This is a genomic window from Streptomyces sp. YIM S03343, assembly GCF_054729195.1.
In genome coordinates, this window is sequence record NZ_JBPUKX010000001.1 from 4,036,849 (window position 1) to 4,052,841 (window position 15,993).

The 15,993-nt window shown below is 71.0% G+C and carries 13 protein-coding genes and 1 pseudogene; 3 read left to right on the forward strand and 11 right to left on the reverse strand.

Annotated features, from left to right (window positions below):
* Window positions 1–42: 42 nt before the first annotated feature.
* The 6 genes from ACSYGN_RS17305 to ACSYGN_RS17330 form a co-directional block, all read right to left on the reverse strand.
* On the reverse strand, window positions 43–1,767 hold the full coding sequence (locus ACSYGN_RS17305; protein ID WP_460396571.1) for a bifunctional uroporphyrinogen-III C-methyltransferase/uroporphyrinogen-III synthase: 1,725 nt from the start codon (window positions 1,765–1,767) through the stop codon (window positions 43–45).
* Window positions 1,764–2,774: a hydroxymethylbilane synthase gene (gene hemC, locus ACSYGN_RS17310; RefSeq protein WP_460396573.1), complete on the reverse strand. Its 1,011-nt coding sequence runs from the start codon at window positions 2,772–2,774 to the stop codon at window positions 1,764–1,766. Before hemC ends, ACSYGN_RS17305 begins: the two co-directional genes overlap by 4 nt.
* Window positions 2,771–4,636 (reverse strand): glutamyl-tRNA reductase, encoded by a 1,866-nt coding sequence (locus ACSYGN_RS17315; protein ID WP_460396575.1) that lies wholly within the window; start codon window positions 4,634–4,636, stop codon window positions 2,771–2,773. Before ACSYGN_RS17315 ends, hemC begins: the two co-directional genes overlap by 4 nt.
* Window positions 4,633–5,445 (reverse strand): redox-sensing transcriptional repressor Rex, encoded by an 813-nt coding sequence (locus tag ACSYGN_RS17320; protein WP_460396577.1) that lies wholly within the window; start codon window positions 5,443–5,445, stop codon window positions 4,633–4,635. The genes ACSYGN_RS17315 and ACSYGN_RS17320 overlap by 4 nt, the downstream gene beginning before the upstream one ends.
* A gap of 285 nt (window positions 5,446–5,730) precedes the next feature.
* Window positions 5,731–6,030 carry a glutaredoxin family protein gene (locus tag ACSYGN_RS17325; RefSeq protein ID WP_460396579.1) on the reverse strand — a complete coding sequence of 100 codons (300 nt, stop codon included), beginning with the start codon at window positions 6,028–6,030 and terminating at the stop codon, window positions 5,731–5,733.
* Window positions 6,031–6,230: 200 nt separating this feature from the next.
* On the reverse strand, window positions 6,231–7,655 hold the full coding sequence (locus tag ACSYGN_RS17330) for an IS4 family transposase (RefSeq protein WP_460396581.1): 1,425 nt from the start codon (window positions 7,653–7,655) through the stop codon (window positions 6,231–6,233).
* A 392-nt stretch (window positions 7,656–8,047) separates the two neighbouring features.
* Here ACSYGN_RS17330 and ACSYGN_RS17335 point away from each other — a divergent pair, with 392 nt between their 5' ends.
* From ACSYGN_RS17335 to ACSYGN_RS17345, 3 genes are all read left to right on the forward strand, one after another.
* Window positions 8,048–9,028 (forward strand): HAD family hydrolase, encoded by a 981-nt coding sequence (locus tag ACSYGN_RS17335; protein ID WP_460396584.1) that lies wholly within the window; start codon window positions 8,048–8,050, stop codon window positions 9,026–9,028.
* A gap of 684 nt (window positions 9,029–9,712) precedes the next feature.
* Window positions 9,713–10,495 (forward strand): ECF subfamily RNA polymerase sigma factor, BldN family, encoded by a 783-nt coding sequence (locus tag ACSYGN_RS17340; protein ID WP_460396586.1) that lies wholly within the window; start codon window positions 9,713–9,715, stop codon window positions 10,493–10,495.
* A 248-nt stretch (window positions 10,496–10,743) separates the two neighbouring features.
* Window positions 10,744–11,967 (forward strand): DUF5667 domain-containing protein, encoded by a 1,224-nt coding sequence (locus ACSYGN_RS17345; RefSeq protein WP_460396588.1) that lies wholly within the window; start codon window positions 10,744–10,746, stop codon window positions 11,965–11,967.
* Between the two features lie 158 nt (window positions 11,968–12,125).
* Here the strand turns inward: ACSYGN_RS17345 and ACSYGN_RS17350 are convergent, their stop codons facing one another.
* From ACSYGN_RS17350 to ACSYGN_RS17370, 5 genes and pseudogenes are all read right to left on the reverse strand, one after another.
* Window positions 12,126–13,199 carry a lysophospholipid acyltransferase family protein gene (locus tag ACSYGN_RS17350; RefSeq protein WP_460396590.1) on the reverse strand — a complete coding sequence of 358 codons (1,074 nt, stop codon included), beginning with the start codon at window positions 13,197–13,199 and terminating at the stop codon, window positions 12,126–12,128.
* 14 nt (window positions 13,200–13,213) lie between these two features.
* Window positions 13,214–14,278 carry an NAD-dependent epimerase/dehydratase family protein gene (locus ACSYGN_RS17355; protein WP_460396592.1) on the reverse strand — a complete coding sequence of 355 codons (1,065 nt, stop codon included), beginning with the start codon at window positions 14,276–14,278 and terminating at the stop codon, window positions 13,214–13,216.
* Between the two features lie 334 nt (window positions 14,279–14,612).
* On the reverse strand, window positions 14,613–14,711 hold the full coding sequence (locus ACSYGN_RS17360) for a 30S ribosomal protein bS22 (RefSeq protein WP_003948845.1): 99 nt from the start codon (window positions 14,709–14,711) through the stop codon (window positions 14,613–14,615).
* A 239-nt stretch (window positions 14,712–14,950) separates the two neighbouring features.
* Window positions 14,951–15,163 (reverse strand): helix-turn-helix domain-containing protein, encoded by a 213-nt coding sequence (locus ACSYGN_RS17365; RefSeq protein ID WP_004984898.1) that lies wholly within the window; start codon window positions 15,161–15,163, stop codon window positions 14,951–14,953.
* 129 nt (window positions 15,164–15,292) lie between these two features.
* Window positions 15,293–15,682 (reverse strand): annotated as a pseudogene (locus ACSYGN_RS17370) (phosphatase); the annotation flags it as partial.
* Window positions 15,683–15,993: the final 311 nt, after the last annotated feature.

The following is a 15,993-nucleotide window of genomic DNA, read 5'->3' on the forward strand; positions in this document are numbered from 1 at the left end:
AGGGGCGGGGGTGCTCCCCCGCCCCTCACGTCGGCTACCACCTCACGTCGTAGACCGCCGCCTCCGCGCCCCCGGGCGCCGCTCGCTCGGACGGGTCACCGGATCCCCCGCCTCAACCGCCGCCGCGCGCCGCTTGAGGCCGAAGTCCGCCAGTGCCTCCGCCAGTTTGTGGACCGACGGTTCCGGGGCCATGACGTCGACCCGTAGGCCGTGTTCCTCCGCCGTCTTTGCCGTGGCCGGGCCGATGCAGGCGATCACCGTCACGTTGTGCGGCTTGCCAGCGATGCCCACCAGGTTCCGGACCGTGGAGGAGGAGGTGAACAGGACCGCGTCGAAGCCGCCGCCCTTGATGGCCTCACGGGTTTCGGCGGGCGGGGGCGAGGCGCGGACCGTGCGGTAGGCCGTGACGTCGTCCACCTCCCAGCCCAACTCGATCAGGCCCGCCACCAGCGTCTCCGTGGCGATGTCCGCTCGCGGGAGGAACACTCGGTCGATCGGGTCGAAGACCGGGTCGTACGGGGGCCAGTCCTCCAGGAGGCCCGCCGCCGACTGTTCGCCGCTCGGGATCAGGTCCGGCTTCACGCCGAACTCGATCAGGGCCTTGGCCGTCTGGTCGCCTACCGCCGCCACCTTTATGCCCGCGAAGGCGCGGGCGTCGAGGCCGTACTCCTCGAACTTTTCCCTGACCGCCTTCACCGCGTTGACCGACGTGAACGCAATCCACTCGTAGCGGCCCGTCACCAGGCCGTGCACCGCCCGCTCCATCTGCTGCGGTGTGCGGGGCGGTTCCACCGCGATGGTCGGGACCTCGTGCGGGACCGCGCCGTAGGAGCGCAGTTGCTCGGACAGGGAGGCTGCTTGCTCCTTGGTGCGCGGGACCAGGACCTTCCAGCCGAACAGCGGCTTCGACTCGAACCACGCCAGGTCGTGGCGCCGTGCGACGGTCGACTTCTCGCCCACCACCGCTATCACCGAGCGGGAGCCGTCCGGGGAGGGCAGGACCTTGCCCTGTTTGAAGGTCTGGGCGATCGTGCCCAGCGTCGCCGTCCACGTGCGCTGGCGGGTCGTGGTGCCCTCGACCGTCACCGTCATCGGGGTGTCCGGCCTGCGGCCGGCCGCGACGAGTTCGCCCGCCGCCGCCGCTACCGAGTCCAGCGTCGTCGAGACGACCACCGTGCCGTCCGACGCGCCGACCTCGGTCCAGCAGCGCTCCGAGGCCGTACGGGCGTCCACGAAGCGGACATCGGCGCCGTGGGCGTCGCGGAGGGGGATTCCGGCGTAGGCGGGGACTCCGACGGCGGCCGCGATGCCGGGGACGACCTCGAACGGGATCCCCGCCGAGGCGCACGCCAGCATCTCTCCGGCGGCGTAAACGTCCAGGCCAGGGTCACCGGACACCGCACGGACGACCCGCCGTCCACCCCGCACAGCCTCCATGACAAGATGTGTGGCGTCCCGCACAGACGGGGACCCAGCGGTTGCTGACGCACTGTCGACAACCGTCAGCTGGGGTGCGCCCGTGCCCGGATTCGGTTCAGAAGAAGGAGAGGGACCCGCAGGATCCTTGTCCGTGGGTACGAACGTCACGCCCGGTCTGGCATGGGTCCGTACGACGTCGAGCACCTCGTGCTCGGCGACCAGAACGTCCGCGCTCGCCAGCGCCTCCACGGCGCGGAGAGTCAGCAGTCCCGGATCCCCGGGTCCGGCACCCAGGAAGGTGACGTGCCCGTGTTCAGGTCCGGCGGCAGGGAAGGTGGTGGGGCTCACTGCGCTCGCTCCCCCATCAGACCGGCCGCGCCCTGGGCGAGCATCTCGGCGGCGAGGACGCGCCCGAGCGTCATCGCCTGCTCGTGCGTCCCGGGCACAGGACCGGTGGTGGACAGCTGCACCAGCGTCGCGCCGTCGGTCGACCCGACGACGCCCCGCAGGCGCATCTCCTTGACAATCTGCCCACTGTCCAGCAGGTCGGCCAGCGCGCCCACGGGGGCGCTGCAACCGGCTTCCAGGGCGGCGAGCAGGGACCGCTCGGCGGTCACGGCGACCCGGGTGAACGGGTCGTCCAGTTCGGCGAGGGCGGCGATCAGCTCCGGATCGTCCGCGGCGCACTCGATCGCCAGCGCGCCCTGGCCGGGCGCCGGCAGCATCGTGTCGACCGACAGGAAGTCCGTCACCTCGTCGGCGCGGCCCATCCGGTTCAGACCGGCGGCGGCGAGGACGACCGCGTCCAGTTCGCCGTTGTGGACGTACCGGATCCGGGTGTCGACGTTGCCGCGTATCGGCACCGTCTCGATGTCCAGCCCGTGCGTGCGGGCGTACGCGTTCAACTGCGCCGCCCGGCGCGGCGAACCGGTGCCGATGCGCGCCCCGCTGGGGAGGTCGGTGAACTTCAGCGCGTCCCGGGCGACGATCGCGTCGCGCGGGTCCTCGCGCAGCGGCACAGCCGCCAGCGTCAGCCCCTCGGGCTGCGCGGTCGGCAGGTCCTTGAGCGAGTGCACGGCGAAGTCGACGTCGCCGCGCAGCAGCGCCTCCCGCAGGGCGGCCACGAAGACGCCGGTGCCGCCGATCTGCGCGAGATGTTCGCGCGAGGTGTCGCCGTACGTGGTGATCTCGACGAGTTCGACGGGCCGCCCGGTCGCCTGCCGTACGGCCTGCGCCACCAGCCCGGACTGGGCCATGGCGAGCTTGCTCCGCCTCGTCCCGAGCCGCAGCGTCCCGTCGTCCGGCGTCCTTCGCCGGCGGGGCACCACAGCCCGCGGTTCTCTCGGCACACTCATGCTGGCCCTCGGTTCTTGCTGTTCGTTTCGACGTCTGCGGCGTCCGTCCCGATGACGTCCGTCCTGCCCCCGTCGCCCGCCGTCCTGCCCCCGTCGTCCGCTGCCCTGCCCGCGGCGCCGTCCGTCCGGCCCGCGTCGTCCACCGCCCGGGACACGGCGGCCACCGTCTCCTGGTCGAGGTCGAACAGGGTCCGCAGGGCATCCGCGTACCCCGCTCCGCCCGGTTCGGCCGCGAGCTGTTTGACCCGTACCGTCGGCGCGTGCAGCAGCTTGTCGACGACGCGGCGCACGGTCTGGGAGATCTCGGCCCGGTGCCTGTCGTCGAGGCCCGGCAGCCTGCCCTCCAGGCGGGCGATCTCACCGGCCACCACATCGGCGGCCATGGCGCGCAGCGCGACCACCGTCGGCGTGATGTGCGCAGCCCGCTGCGCCGCGCCGAACGCCTCGACCTCGTCGGCGACGATACGGCGCACCTGGTCGACGTCGGCCGCCATCGGGGCGTCAGCGGACGCGTCGGCGAGCGACTCGATGTCCACCAGCCGCACCCCGGCGAGGCGGTGCACGGCCGGGTCGATGTCGCGCGGCATGGCGAGGTCGAGCAGGTGCAGCGCGGGCTCGCGGCGGACCCGTGCGGTCAGCGGCTCGGGCCTGCGCAGTTCGGGGATACGGCCCACGGCGGCGGCGGTCGCGGCGAGCGCGGCGATCAGCTCGGCGTCCTCGGTGACCTCGTCGGTGTCATTGACTGCGGTCTCGTCCGACGCGTGGCGGGCCGCCTCCCGGCGGTCCACCGTGCCGTTGCCGACCCAGGCTGCGTGCTGCTCCAGGGTCGCCGCGTCGATGCCGGCCACCGCGGCGTCCCCCATCACGGAGAAGCCGTTCGTGGCGGCGGCGCGCCGGGTGCCTTCCGCCGTCGGCAGGTCGAGCGGGCAGCCCTCTTCGGTGCCGAGGCTGGTGGGCGGCAGGTGCGGCAGGTCTTCTACGACGACCGGTCGCGCCGTACGGTACTCCGCGGCCGTCGCGACCGCGGTCGCCGTCAGGACCAGGCCCGTGGCGCCCGTACAGGAGACGGCGACGTCGGCACGTGTCAGCTCGACCGGCACCGATTCCATCGGTACCGCGCGGGCCAGCACGTCCGGCTCGTCGGCCCCGACGGGGCGCGCTCCGTACTGCTCCTCCAGGAGGGTCACCAGGCGCTCGGCGCGGTCCTGCGTGCGGTTGGCGACCACGACCTCGGCGATCCCGGCCCGCGCGAGCGTCGCCGCGGCCAGCGAGGACATCGAACCGGCGCCGATCACCAGGGCCCGCTTGCCGCGCGCCCAGTCGGTGACCGGGGTGCCCGCGGCGAGCTGCTCCAGGCCGAAGGTGACCAGGGACTGCCCGGCGCGGTCGATGCCGGTCTCGGAGTGGGCGCGCTTGCCGACCCTGAGAGCCTGCTGGAACAGGTCGTTCAGCAGCCGTCCGGCGGTGTGCTGGTCCTGGGCGCGGGCCAGGGAGTCCTTGATCTGACCGAGGATCTGGCCCTCGCCGACGACCATCGAGTCGAGTCCGCAGGCCACCGAGAACAGATGGTGGACGGCCCGGTCCTCGTAGTGGACGTAGAGATACGGCGTGAGCTCGTCCAGGCCGACGCCGCTGTGCTGGGCGAGCAGCGTGGACAGCTCGGCGACCCCGGCGTGGAACTTGTCCACGTCGGCGTACAGCTCGATGCGGTTGCAGGTGGCCAGCACCGCGGCCTCGGCGGCCGGTTCGGCGGCGACCGTGTCCTGCAGCAGCTTCGCCTGGGCGTCCGCGGTCAGCGCGGCCCGTTCCAGCACGCTCACCGGCGCGCTGCGGTGGCTCAGCCCCACGACGAGAAGACTCATGCGGGCATCACAGCGGGTACGTCCCCCTCTGGCCCCTGATCGGCGGACTCGCCGCGGGTCGCGGCGGGCGGTACGGCAGCACCGTCTCCGGCGGCACCTGCGGCAGCGGTACCTGCGGCAGCAGCGGCGGCGCTGTGCGCGGCCTCCTCGCCGGCCTTGCGCTGCTCGTGGAAAGCGAGGATCTGGAGCTCGATGGACAGGTCCACCTTGCGCACGTCCACCCCGTCCGGCACGGCCAGCACGATCGGCGCGAAGTTGAGGATGGAGGTGACTCCGGCGGTCACCAGGCGGTCGCAGACCTGCTGGGCGGCGCCCGCGGGGGTCGCGATCACGCCGATCGACACGCCGTTGGCCTGGATGATCCGCTCAAGGTCGTCGGTGTGCTGCACCGGGATCCCGCCGACCGGCTTCCCGGCCATCGCGGGGTCGGCGTCTATCAGCGCGGCGACCCGGAACCCGCGGGAGGCGAAACCGCCGTAGTTGGCGAGCGCGGCACCCAGGTTTCCGATGCCGACGATCACAACCGGCCAGTCCTGTGTGAGCCCCAGCTCGCGGGAGATCTGGTACACGAGATACTCGACGTCGTAGCCGACGCCCCGCGTCCCGTAGGAGCCCAGATACGAGAAGTCCTTGCGCAGCTTCGCGGAGTTGACCCCCGCCGCTGCCGCCAGTTCCTCCGAGGAGACCGTGGGTACGGATCGCTCCGAGAGTGTGGTGAGTGCCCTGAGGTACAGCGGGAGACGGGCGACAGTGGCCTCGGGGATGCCTCGGCTGCGGGTCGCCGGTCTGTTAGGTCGGCCAGTTGCCACGGTGCTCCTGCGGGTAGAGCGGGGCTGAAGGCGGTCACGTGTCCCCAGACCGCCCCGTCGAAAGCAGGCTATGTCTTTGTGAACGCGTGCACAAAGATGGTGTCCGATTTGCCCGTCGAACGTGACCGGGGTCACGCAGGCTCCCGGCCATGGCAAGGAACCAGCCCCTAGGCCCCTAGGCCCCTTTCTCAACCGGGGCAAAACCGCCCACTCTCCTCATGAATCCCGCCCCCGAGCCCCATTTGCCCATCGATCCTAAGCCAACCGGTAGGCCAGTTGTACCGGTCAGTCAGTGCCGGTCAGGGCCTTGCGCAGCCGCTGTTCGTTCACCCTCCAGAACGTGTGTTGCGCCCCGTCGATGAGGACGACTGGAATCTGCTCCCAGTAGAGATCGTGCAGTTGCCGGTCTTCGCTGATGTCCTTGCGCTCCCACGTCACACCCAGCTCGTCGCACACCTTCTCCACCACTATCCGCGCGTCGTCGCACAGATGGCAGCCCGGCTTGCTGACGAGAGTGACGAGTCGGTCGGGCCGGGCCTGAGGCGCCGGGGATTCCCGGCGGAAGAGGGGAGTCATACCGGCCATTGTCCCGCCTGCGGCGGGGCTCCGCCCGGGGGCGGTGCGGGTTGGGTCGGGTATCGGCCGGGGGTCGAGCCGACGTCGAGCCGGGGATCCAGTGGGGGCTGAGTGAGTGCCTCGCGCGCGCTTCGTGGGGGCTTCGCGGGTCGGCGGGGATGGCGTCCCGCCGGGTGCAACACCGTTGCGTTTGGCGGGCGGCGTTGCTGTCAAGGGGTCCATCCGTCGGCGATCACTTCGGTGTGAATGGTGTATTTCTGCGCCGTTCTCGGGTGGCGGTTCCGGTTGAAGGGGTACTTGCTGTATCTCTTCAGCATCCGTGACTTCATTCGCCACCGGCGTTGCTGCGGGATCAGGTTCGCCAGGGCGGCGCGGCCGATCGCGCCCACCAGCGTTACCGGTTCGGCCGGGGCGATGCCTGCTGCGGTCACGATCTGGTCGGCGGCGGCCTGCAGCAGGACGGTGAAGCTCACGCGGTGCGCGGACAGCTGCGGGTGCACGGTGGTGAGGTCGTCGGCCGTCCTGATCAGTGCCTGGTAGACGGTCAGCAGGGCGTAGATCTCCTGCTCGAGGCCGGGGACCGTCCGTGAGCGCAGGACCCGGCCGTCGAGGATGGTGGACTTCAGCGAGAAGTAGCAGGTCTCCGCCTGCCAGCGCCGGTGGTAGAGCTCGATCAGCTCCGTGGCCGGGTGGCGTTCGGCATCCAGGAGCGTGGTGAGCAGGCGCCACAGCTCGGTGCGTCGGGTCCCGTCTGCGAGAGTGACGGTCACCCACGCTTCGATCACCCTGACCTCCAGGCGCTGGCCGTAGCCGTGGCCTGCCCGGTAGTTGTTGGACTGGATGAAGGTCCGGTAGGAGCCGTCGGACAGCGGGTGCCGGACGGTCGGGCGCCGCTTGCGGGTGGAACGCAGCAGGAAGGCCGCGCCGGTGTCGGAGACCGCGGTCAGGAAGCCGACCGCGTCGTAGTAGGCGTCGGCCAGCAGCAGCATCGAGGCGTCCAGACGGCCGAGCAGGCGGTGGGCGTAGGAGATCTCCCCGATCCGGTCCGGGCCGAAGACCGCGTCGAGGAGGGCACGGGTGCCGCACTCGACCAGGGCCACCAGGCGCACGATCGGGTATCCGAATTCACGCACGCGGCCGACGTGCTTGGGATACCGCGAGGTCACCGCCGTCTCGTCGGGGGCGTTCAGCGTGGTGCCGTCGATGGCGACCACGCGACGCCCGCGGTAGAAGGCGCAGGACTGCACGGGGGTGGCCACCGGCCCCGCCAGGACTGTGAACAGGGCACGCAGCGGTGCGACGCCCACCCTGCGGCGGGCACGGGACAGGGACGAGGCACACGGCCGTGCCACGGCGGTGTGGGCGAGGCCCGCGGTGAGCTTGCCCCAGACCGCCTGGTAGGAGGACCGCTCGAAGAAGGCCAGGGCGAGGACGAAGTACACCACGACCCGCGCCGGCAGCAGACGCAGCCGCTGTTCCCGCGCAGCGGTCTCCTCGATCACCGCATCGACGAGGACGGGATCGATGATCCGGGTCAGCTCGCCGAGGTGGCCGGGCGCGTACAGGTCCGGATCTGTCGCTGGGCACCGGACGCTGGCAGACTTCCGTAACAACGGGACCTCCGGGTTGCTCATCCCTGGCTCGACACCAAGGGACCTACCCGGGGTCCCGCCCTCGTGTTCGCCCCCTTGACAGACCCACCCATCGGCCAAACGCAACGGTGTTGCCGCCGGGTGGTGCAGCCGATCAAGGGACCGGAACTCGCTGGTCACGCCGGATGCTTCGACCGGCTGGGCCACTCCTGGCGCTTGACCGGGCCACTTCGCGTGCCGCGCCGACGGGGAGACCATTGCGAGCCAGGTACCGGAGGGCGCAGCGCGTGATCGCTTGCACCACCTCGCGGGACGCGACCTCGGCGGGCGGCGCCCTCGTCGTATGACCTCTTTAACGGCCCAGTCGCGGAGAGTTCACAGCGTTCGTACCTGGCGGCTCCGGAACTGCCGGGCAGACTGGCTATGCTCACGCCATGGCCGCTCTAGGATGGCTCACTCCCCGTAGGCGCTCCGCCACGGCGCGGAGCGTGTTGGCAGGCGAGGCCTCGGCGGAGGCAGCGCGCAAATCCTCCCAGGAAGCCCAGGTGGCCCAGGAGGTTCTGGAAGCCCAGGAACGCCAGGAAGGCCAGGAGGCCCCGGAGAGGGAAGAGGCCCGGGCCGAACCCGAGTTCCCGGTGCCCGGCGACGACAAGGCCGCCGCCTTCTTCGACCTGGACAACACCGTCATGCAGGGCGCCGCGCTGTTCCACTTCGGCCGAGGCCTCTACAAGCGGAAGTTCTTCGAGACCCGCGACCTCGCCAAGTTCGCCTGGCAGCAGGCATGGTTCCGGCTGGCCGGGATCGAGGACCCCGAGCACATGCAGGAGGCCAGGGACTCCGCGCTGTCCATCGTCCAGGGCCACCGCGTCGCCGAGCTGAAGTCCATCGGCGAGGAGATCTACGACGAGTACATGGCCGAGCGGATCTGGCCCGGCACCCGCGCCCTCGCCCAGGCCCACCTCGACGCCGGTCAGAAGGTGTGGCTCGTCACCGCCGCCCCCGTGGAGATCGCCCAGGTCATCGCCCGCCGCCTGGGACTCACCGGCGCGCTCGGCACGGTCGCGGAGTCGGTCGATGGTGTCTACACCGGCAAGCTGGTCGGCGAGCCGCTGCACGGGCCCGCCAAGGCGGAGGCGGTCCGTGCGCTGGCTGCCGCGGAGGGGCTGGATCTCACGCGCTGCGCCGCGTACAGCGACTCGCACAATGACATTCCGATGCTCTCGCTGGTGGGGCACCCTTACGCCATCAACCCGGACACCAAGTTGCGTAAGCACGCTCGGGACAAGGACTGGCGGTTGCGGGACTATCGCACGGCGCGGAAGGCGGCGAAGGTCGGGATTCCGGCTGCGGCGGGCGTGGGTGCGGTTGCCGGGGGCACGGCTGCGGCTATCGCCATCAGCCGGCGGCGGCGGTGAGCTGACGCTCGCGGGTCGGTGCCAGCGCCTCAGCCGCAGGCGGCCGTGACGGGGTGGCGACCGGGGTTGCCGGTGGCCGGGGGTGGGTCGCGCTTGCCCGGCGCCCATGGGGTACTGCGGGGGGAGGTCGCGCTGCCCGGCGCTGTCGGGTTGCCGCCCGCGCCCACCCGTGCCTCCCCCAAGCTCTTCGAGCAGGGGGGACCCCCGCAGCGGCACGACTGCCCGCGGCTGGGCGGCGGCTGCCCGCGGATCGGCCCGGATCGCGGCTGGGCGAGGCTGGGCGCAGCTGCCCACGGCTGGGCGGGGCTGGGTGCCGCGTGCTCAGGGCGTGGTCGCCCGCGTCGATCGGTGCTGATCGTCACAGACTTCACACACCGGACACGCCCGATCCGTCGGGCGTGCGCCGCTATGCCCTGGACCAGTCTCGTTGACGGTACGCGGCCATAACACGCCCCACAGCGAGCGCAACACGATCTGAATCAATCAACAAACGGTCATGTCACACCACTTGATCAGACACCAATCCGCACCAGAAGCGACGTAATCGATTGTTTGAGCAACTGGGTGTAGCAGCGCCTGTACTAAGCGTTATTCTCCTCAGACGCAAACCGGTACCCCTCCGTCGCTACGACGGGTGAATGGTCCCGTACTGCACGTGATGGAAGCTCTGCCTCTGGGAGTCCCGTGTACCCACACGTCGGGGTTGACGCCTCGGGCCTGGCTACGCTGCGCGCAAGGGTCGCGACGCTGCAGCATCTGTTGCGCGGCTGCGTCCCCACCGCGTACGGCGTCCCCGCCTTCGTCGCCCCCGCACCGGCCGGCCCGTGCTACGCACTGGCGGAGGGCGGCGCCACCGTCGGCAGGCGGGGCCGCACCACCGGCCAGGCCGCCGCCGCGCGCCGCCCGGCCGCCGACAGCGACAGCGCCCGCATGATGGACCTCGTGGAGCGCGCCCAGGCCGGTGAGGCCGAAGCCTTCGGCCGCCTCTACGACCAGTACAGCGACACCGTCTACCGGTTCATCTACTACCGGGTGAACAGCAAGGCGACCGCCGAGGACCTCACCAGTGAGACGTTCCTGCGGGCGCTGCGCCGTATCGGCACCTTCACCTGGCAGGGCCGCGACTTCGGGGCCTGGCTGGTCACCATCGCCCGCAATCTGGTCGCCGACCACTTCAAGTCCAGCCGCTTCCGGCTGGAGGTGACCACCGGCGAGATGCTCGACGCCAACGAGGTCGCGCGCTCCCCGGAGGACTCCGTCCTGGAGTCGCTCTCCAACGACGCCCTCCTCGACGCCGTACGGCAGCTCAACCCGCAGCAGCAGGAGTGCGTGACACTCCGCTTCCTCCAGGGGTTCTCCGTCGCCGAGACGGCCCGGGTGATGGGCAAGAACGAGGGCGCCATCAAGACCCTCCAGTACCGCGCCGTCCGCTCGTTGGCCCGGCTGCTGCCCGACGACGCCCGCTGAACCACCCGACGACCGACGATCACTTTCAGTAGTTCTCAACTCACCTTCAGTGAAGGCCCGTTGACTTCCGGATCCGTTGCCCCCGCGTCCGTAACCCAAGTGCCGCGCCAGTCGTTGTGCGGGATACAGGCTCCCTATGGTCACGTCGTGACCGCCGCCGATCACTCGATCGGGTGGCCGCGGTGCGCGGCGTGCAACCCCGAGAAACCCCGGGGAGTCGACCGTCATGACGAGAGGAGGTGCCGCCAGTGATCGCGAACGTATCGGCGCACCGGCGGGCGAACGCCTTCGCCCAGGCCCTGGAAGACGAGTCCGACCGGGGCCCGGCGGCCGAGCAGGACGAAGGATCGGCACCGGCCCCGGCCGCTGCGGAGCGGACCGAGCAGGGCCGGCTGCTGGCCCTCGCCAGAGGTCTCACCGAGCTGCCCGGACCGGAGTTCGACCCGGAGGTCAAGGTCGTCCAGCGGGCCCAGCTCGTGGCCGCCATGGAGGCCATGCTGAAGGGCACCGCCGAGGGCGAGGCGGCGGAGGCCGTGCTGCCCGGGCAGCGCTCCCACCGCAGAGCCGCCCACCGGGCCACCGGCCTGGGAAAGCTCCGGCCGCGCTCCCGGCTGACCAAGGGCCTCGCCGCGGGCGGGCTCAGTGTCGGGGTCGCGGCGAGCGCATTCGGCGGAGTCGCCGCTGCCAGCTCCAGCGCCCTGCCCGGTGATTCGCTCTACGGCCTCAAGCGGGGCATCGAGGACTTCAAGCTCAACTATCTGTCCGACGGCAACGACGAGCGCGGCCGGACCTATCTCGACCAGGCGTCGACCCGGCTCAGCGAGGCCCGGCGGCTGATGGAGCGGGGCCGCGGCGGACACCTCGACCATGAGTCGGTGGGCGAGATCCGCCGCACTCTGACCGGGATGCAGCGCGATGTCTCCGAGGGCCACCGGCTGCTCCACGAGGCCTACGAGCGCAACCCCGACTCCCTGGGCCCCATCCAGGCGCTGTCCGCCTTCTCGCAGTCCCACCGCGAGGCCTGGGGCGCGCTGCGCGACCGACTGCCCGTACAGCTCGGCGACGTCAGCCGACAGGTGTCGTCGGTGTTCGACGCCATAGACCAGGAGGTCGCGCCCCTCCAGTCGCTGCTCCCGCAGACCCCTGCCGGGGGCGGCAGCACGGGCGGGCCCACGGACTCCGGTGCGTCACAGGGTTCCACCCCGTCCGGCGGCGCTCACCGCTCGACCGAGCCCAGCAGCGGCTCGTCGTCCGGCAGCCACACGGGCAAGGGCAGCCCCAGCGCCACGTCCACCCGTGGCTCCGGCGACGGACTGCTCGGCGGCAGCACGGGCGGTCTGCTCGACCCGCCCAAGTCGACGGGCAGCGCCTCCCCGTCGGCCAGCAGCCCGAACGCCCCCGACGTCACCCTCCCGCCCCTCCTCCCGGGCCTGCTCCCAGGGCTGGGGATCGACAGCGACGGGGCCAACTAGGGAGCAGCAGCACTCCGAGTACGGCCGTACGGTCCGCGTACGGCCGTACGGTCCGCGTACGGCCGTACGGTTCTACGGCGCTGGGGCGCACCCCAGCGCCGTAGAACCACGTACCGGAACGACCGGAACGACCGGTAGAACCGCGTACCGGACGGCCCTCAGAAGAACACCGACCGGCGCTGCACCAGCAGCTTGTACAGCGTGTGCTGGATCTGCTCGCGCACCTGGTCGGTCAGGTTGAACATCAGCATCGGGTCGTCCGCCGCCTCCGGCGGATAGCCGTCCGTGCGGATCGGCTCACCGAACTGGATGGTCCACTTCGTCGGCAGCGGAATCGCGCCCAGCGGGCCGAGCCAGGGGAAGGTGGGCGTGAGCGGGAAGTACGGGAAGCCCAGCAGCCGCGCCAGCGTCTTGGCGTTGCCGATCATCGGGTAGATCTCCTCGGCCCCGACGATCGAGCACGGCACGATCGGGGCGCCCTGCCGCAGCGCCGTCGACACAAAGCCGCCGCGCCCGAAGCGCTGGAGCTTGTAGCGGTCGCCGAACGGTTTCCCGATGCCCTTGAAGCCCTCCGGCATCACCCCGACGAGCTCGCCCTGCCCCAGCAGCCGCTCGGCGTCCTCAGTGCAGGCGAGGGTGTGGCCCAGCTTGCGGGCGAGTTCGTTGACCACCGGCAGGACGAACACCAAGTCGGCCGCCAGCAGTCGCAGATGACGCCCCGCGGGATGATGGTCGTGCACGGCGACCTGCATCATCAGACCGTCCAGCGGCATCGTCCCGGAGTGGTTGGCGACGATCAGCGCGCCGCCCTCGGCCGGGATGTTCTCGACGCCCTTCACCTCGACCCGGAAGTACTTCTCGTACACCGGGCGCAGCACCGACATCAGGACCTGGTCGGTGAGCTCCTCGTCGTAACCGAAGTCGTCGACGTCGTAGTCCCCGGTGAGGCGGCGGCGCAGGAAGGCCAGACCACCGGCGATACGGCGCTCCAGGCCGCCGTCACCGGTGCCGGTGCCGGAATCCTCCGGCTGCTCGGACGGCTGCTGCTCGGGTTCCTCACGGGTCACAGGAACATCATCCTGCCCGCTGCCCGGCAGCGGCTGGACCTCGCGCACCGTCGCCGCATCGCCGCCCTTTCGGCGGCTGAACGCGCCGCGGCGCCGGGACGGCCGCGGCGCGGCACTTCCGCGGGACCGATCGTCGTCGAACGGAATGACCTTGGCGTCCGCCATCGTTGATGCGCTCCTCAGTTGGCGCTCTGCGTCGGGGCGTGGCCACCGCTGCCCCGTACGGCCAGCGCGGCGATCCGGTCGACGGCCCCCGCGAGGGCCTGAGGGGGCAGCAGCCCCGGGCCCCGGCTGCGTGCGAAGTCCGCGAACGTCTCCGCGGTGGTGTACTTCGGCCTGAATCCCAGCGTCTCGCGCATCTGGTCCGTGGCGACGACCCGGCCATGGGTGAGCAGCCGGATCTGCTCGGGCGAGAAATCCGTCATGCCCAGCGTACGCACCATGGAACCGGCCCAGGTGACGGCGGGCAGCAGCAGCGGGACCGTGGGGCGGCCGAGCCGCCGGGAGCACTGGGAGAGCAGCAGGACGCCGTCGCCGGCGATGTTGAAGGTGCCGCTGTTGAGTGTGCCGCGCACCGGCTCGTGGGAGCCGATCCGCATCACCTCGATCACATCGTCCTCGTGCACGAACTGGAGCCGCGGGTCGTAGCCGAAGACGGTCGGCAGGACGGGCAGTGAGAAGTACGAGGCGAGCGGGGTGTCGGCGGTGGGCCCCAGGATGTTGGCGAAGCGCAGCACGCACACCGCCACGTCCGGCCGCCGCCGGGCGAAGCCGCGCACATAGCCCTCGACCTCGACCGTGTCCTTGGCGAAGCCGCCGCTGGGCAGCGATTTGGGCGCGGTGGTCTCGGTGAACACGGCCGGATCGCGCGACGCCGACCCGTAGACATTGGTGCTGGACTTCACCACCAGCCGCTTCACGTTCGGGGACTTCTGGCAGGCGCCGAGGAGCTGCATCGTCCCGATGACGTTGGTCTCCTTGACCGTGGTCCGGCTGCCGCTGCCCAGCGCCATCCCCGTGACGTCCATGTGGACGACCGTGTCGGCGCCCGTCTCGGCGAGCACCCGCCCGATGGTGGGCTGGCGGATGTCGGCGCGGATGAAGTCGGCGCCGCCCAGGTGGTGCTCGGGCTGCACCGCGTCCACGGCGATCACCCGGTCGACCTGGGGGTCACGCTGGATCCGGCGTACGAAGCGGCCACCCAGTTGACGGGCCACTCCGGTCACGAGCACGACCTTGCCCACGATCAGCGCCTTCCTTCAGCCGGTACGGATGATGCGGGTGGTACGGATGGTGCGGAAGCTGCCGCCCTTGTCGTTCCCACGTTCGTACCCTGCCGTGTTCCCCCGCCCCGGGCCAAGTTAGCGGGTCGATGTTGCGCCGTGATGACCCCCGGACGCACGACGTAACCGCAACACTTACCAGCACGGCAATGGGTCCAACAGGGCTGTCAGGACACGCGTGTGGCCCCCCACCGGTGCGGTGGAGGGCCACAGACACGCTCGCGTCGCGCCGAGTCGGCCGTACGGCGTACCGCGGAGCCGGAACACACCGGCCGCGCCGCCTACGGCTGGCGACTCACTTCTTGTTGCGACGCTGAACGCGCGTGCGCTTGAGCAGCTTGCGGTGCTTCTTCTTCGCCATCCGCTTCCGCCGCTTCTTGATCACAGAGCCCACGACAACCCTCGCTCACTTCTCATCACTCGGTGTTTGGGCGCCATGGGCCCACACGACCTACGAGGGGCTAGCCTACCCCGCCGATGCATCGCGCTTGAAATCGAGGGGCCGGGGATCCAGAAATACCCGGTAGCGCCTCTGTTCGGGCCCGGCACACGGACCCCGGATCCCCCGGCAGGCCAGACTTGACCGGCCCCCCGGCCCCCCAACTTCCCGACCCTCCTGGCTCTGTGCTGTCGTCAGGCGGTTTCCACCCCCACGTAGCTCTCACGGAGGTATTCGTGAACCGCTTGCTCGGGGACGCGGAAGGACCGCCCCACCCGGATCGCGGGCAGATGACCGCTGTGCACCAACCGGTACACGGTCATCTTCGACACTCGCATCACCGAGGCGACTTCCGCCACGGTAAGGAACTGAACCTCGTTCAGAGGCCTCTCGCCAGCTGCAGCCATGACACACCTGAACCTTCCGCACTCGACGGCCACCGGCTTCCCCTTCCGGTGACTCTTCGTCGTTGCGTGCTCACTCCCCAATGTAGGGGCGGGTGATGCGAGTGGGGAAGAGGTGCACCCATCGGCGGCCTACTGTGACAGACACGCTCGATTGAGTACGTAGCGGGTCAGCGACAGACGGTGAGTGAACCACACCCCGTCATCAAGTGGAACGGCGACGGACACGCGCCCCTCCCTCCCACCCAGGACCGGCCCGGGACCGCCGGTGCCACCCGGCTCGCCTGCCCCACACCCCGCCTGACCTGCTCCGCACCCCCAGCCGCACCCTCCGCCGGCCGCCCCGGACGACGATCCGCACCCGGTGGCGAACCTGCCGCGCGCGGCGCGAACCGGGACCGGCGCCGAACCATGTGCGCCGGTCTCACAACCGGTGCGTTCCGCCCCACCCGCGCGGACGGGCGGGACTCCTCGTACGTCATCACGGTTGCGCAGACGTAGACCGAACCGGGTCGTTTTGTCGACACAACGACCCTACGCCAAGCGCAGCCAGCCCACACATACCGCCGACCCCGCGACCACCAGACACCCCGCCACCCTTGCCCGCCCCCTGCCCCGCAGTGGCCACCGGCCCCCGCCACGGACCCAGCTGCGGCCACCGGCCCACGCCACGGCCCCCGCCACGGACCCCGCTGTGGGCATCCGCCCCCGCCGCAGGCCCCGCTGTGGGCATCCGCCCCCGCCGCAGGCCCCGCTGTGGGCATCCGCCCCCGCCGCAGGCCCCGCTGTGGGCAATCGTTCCGCACGGGGGTCCCCCCTGCTCGAAGAGCTTG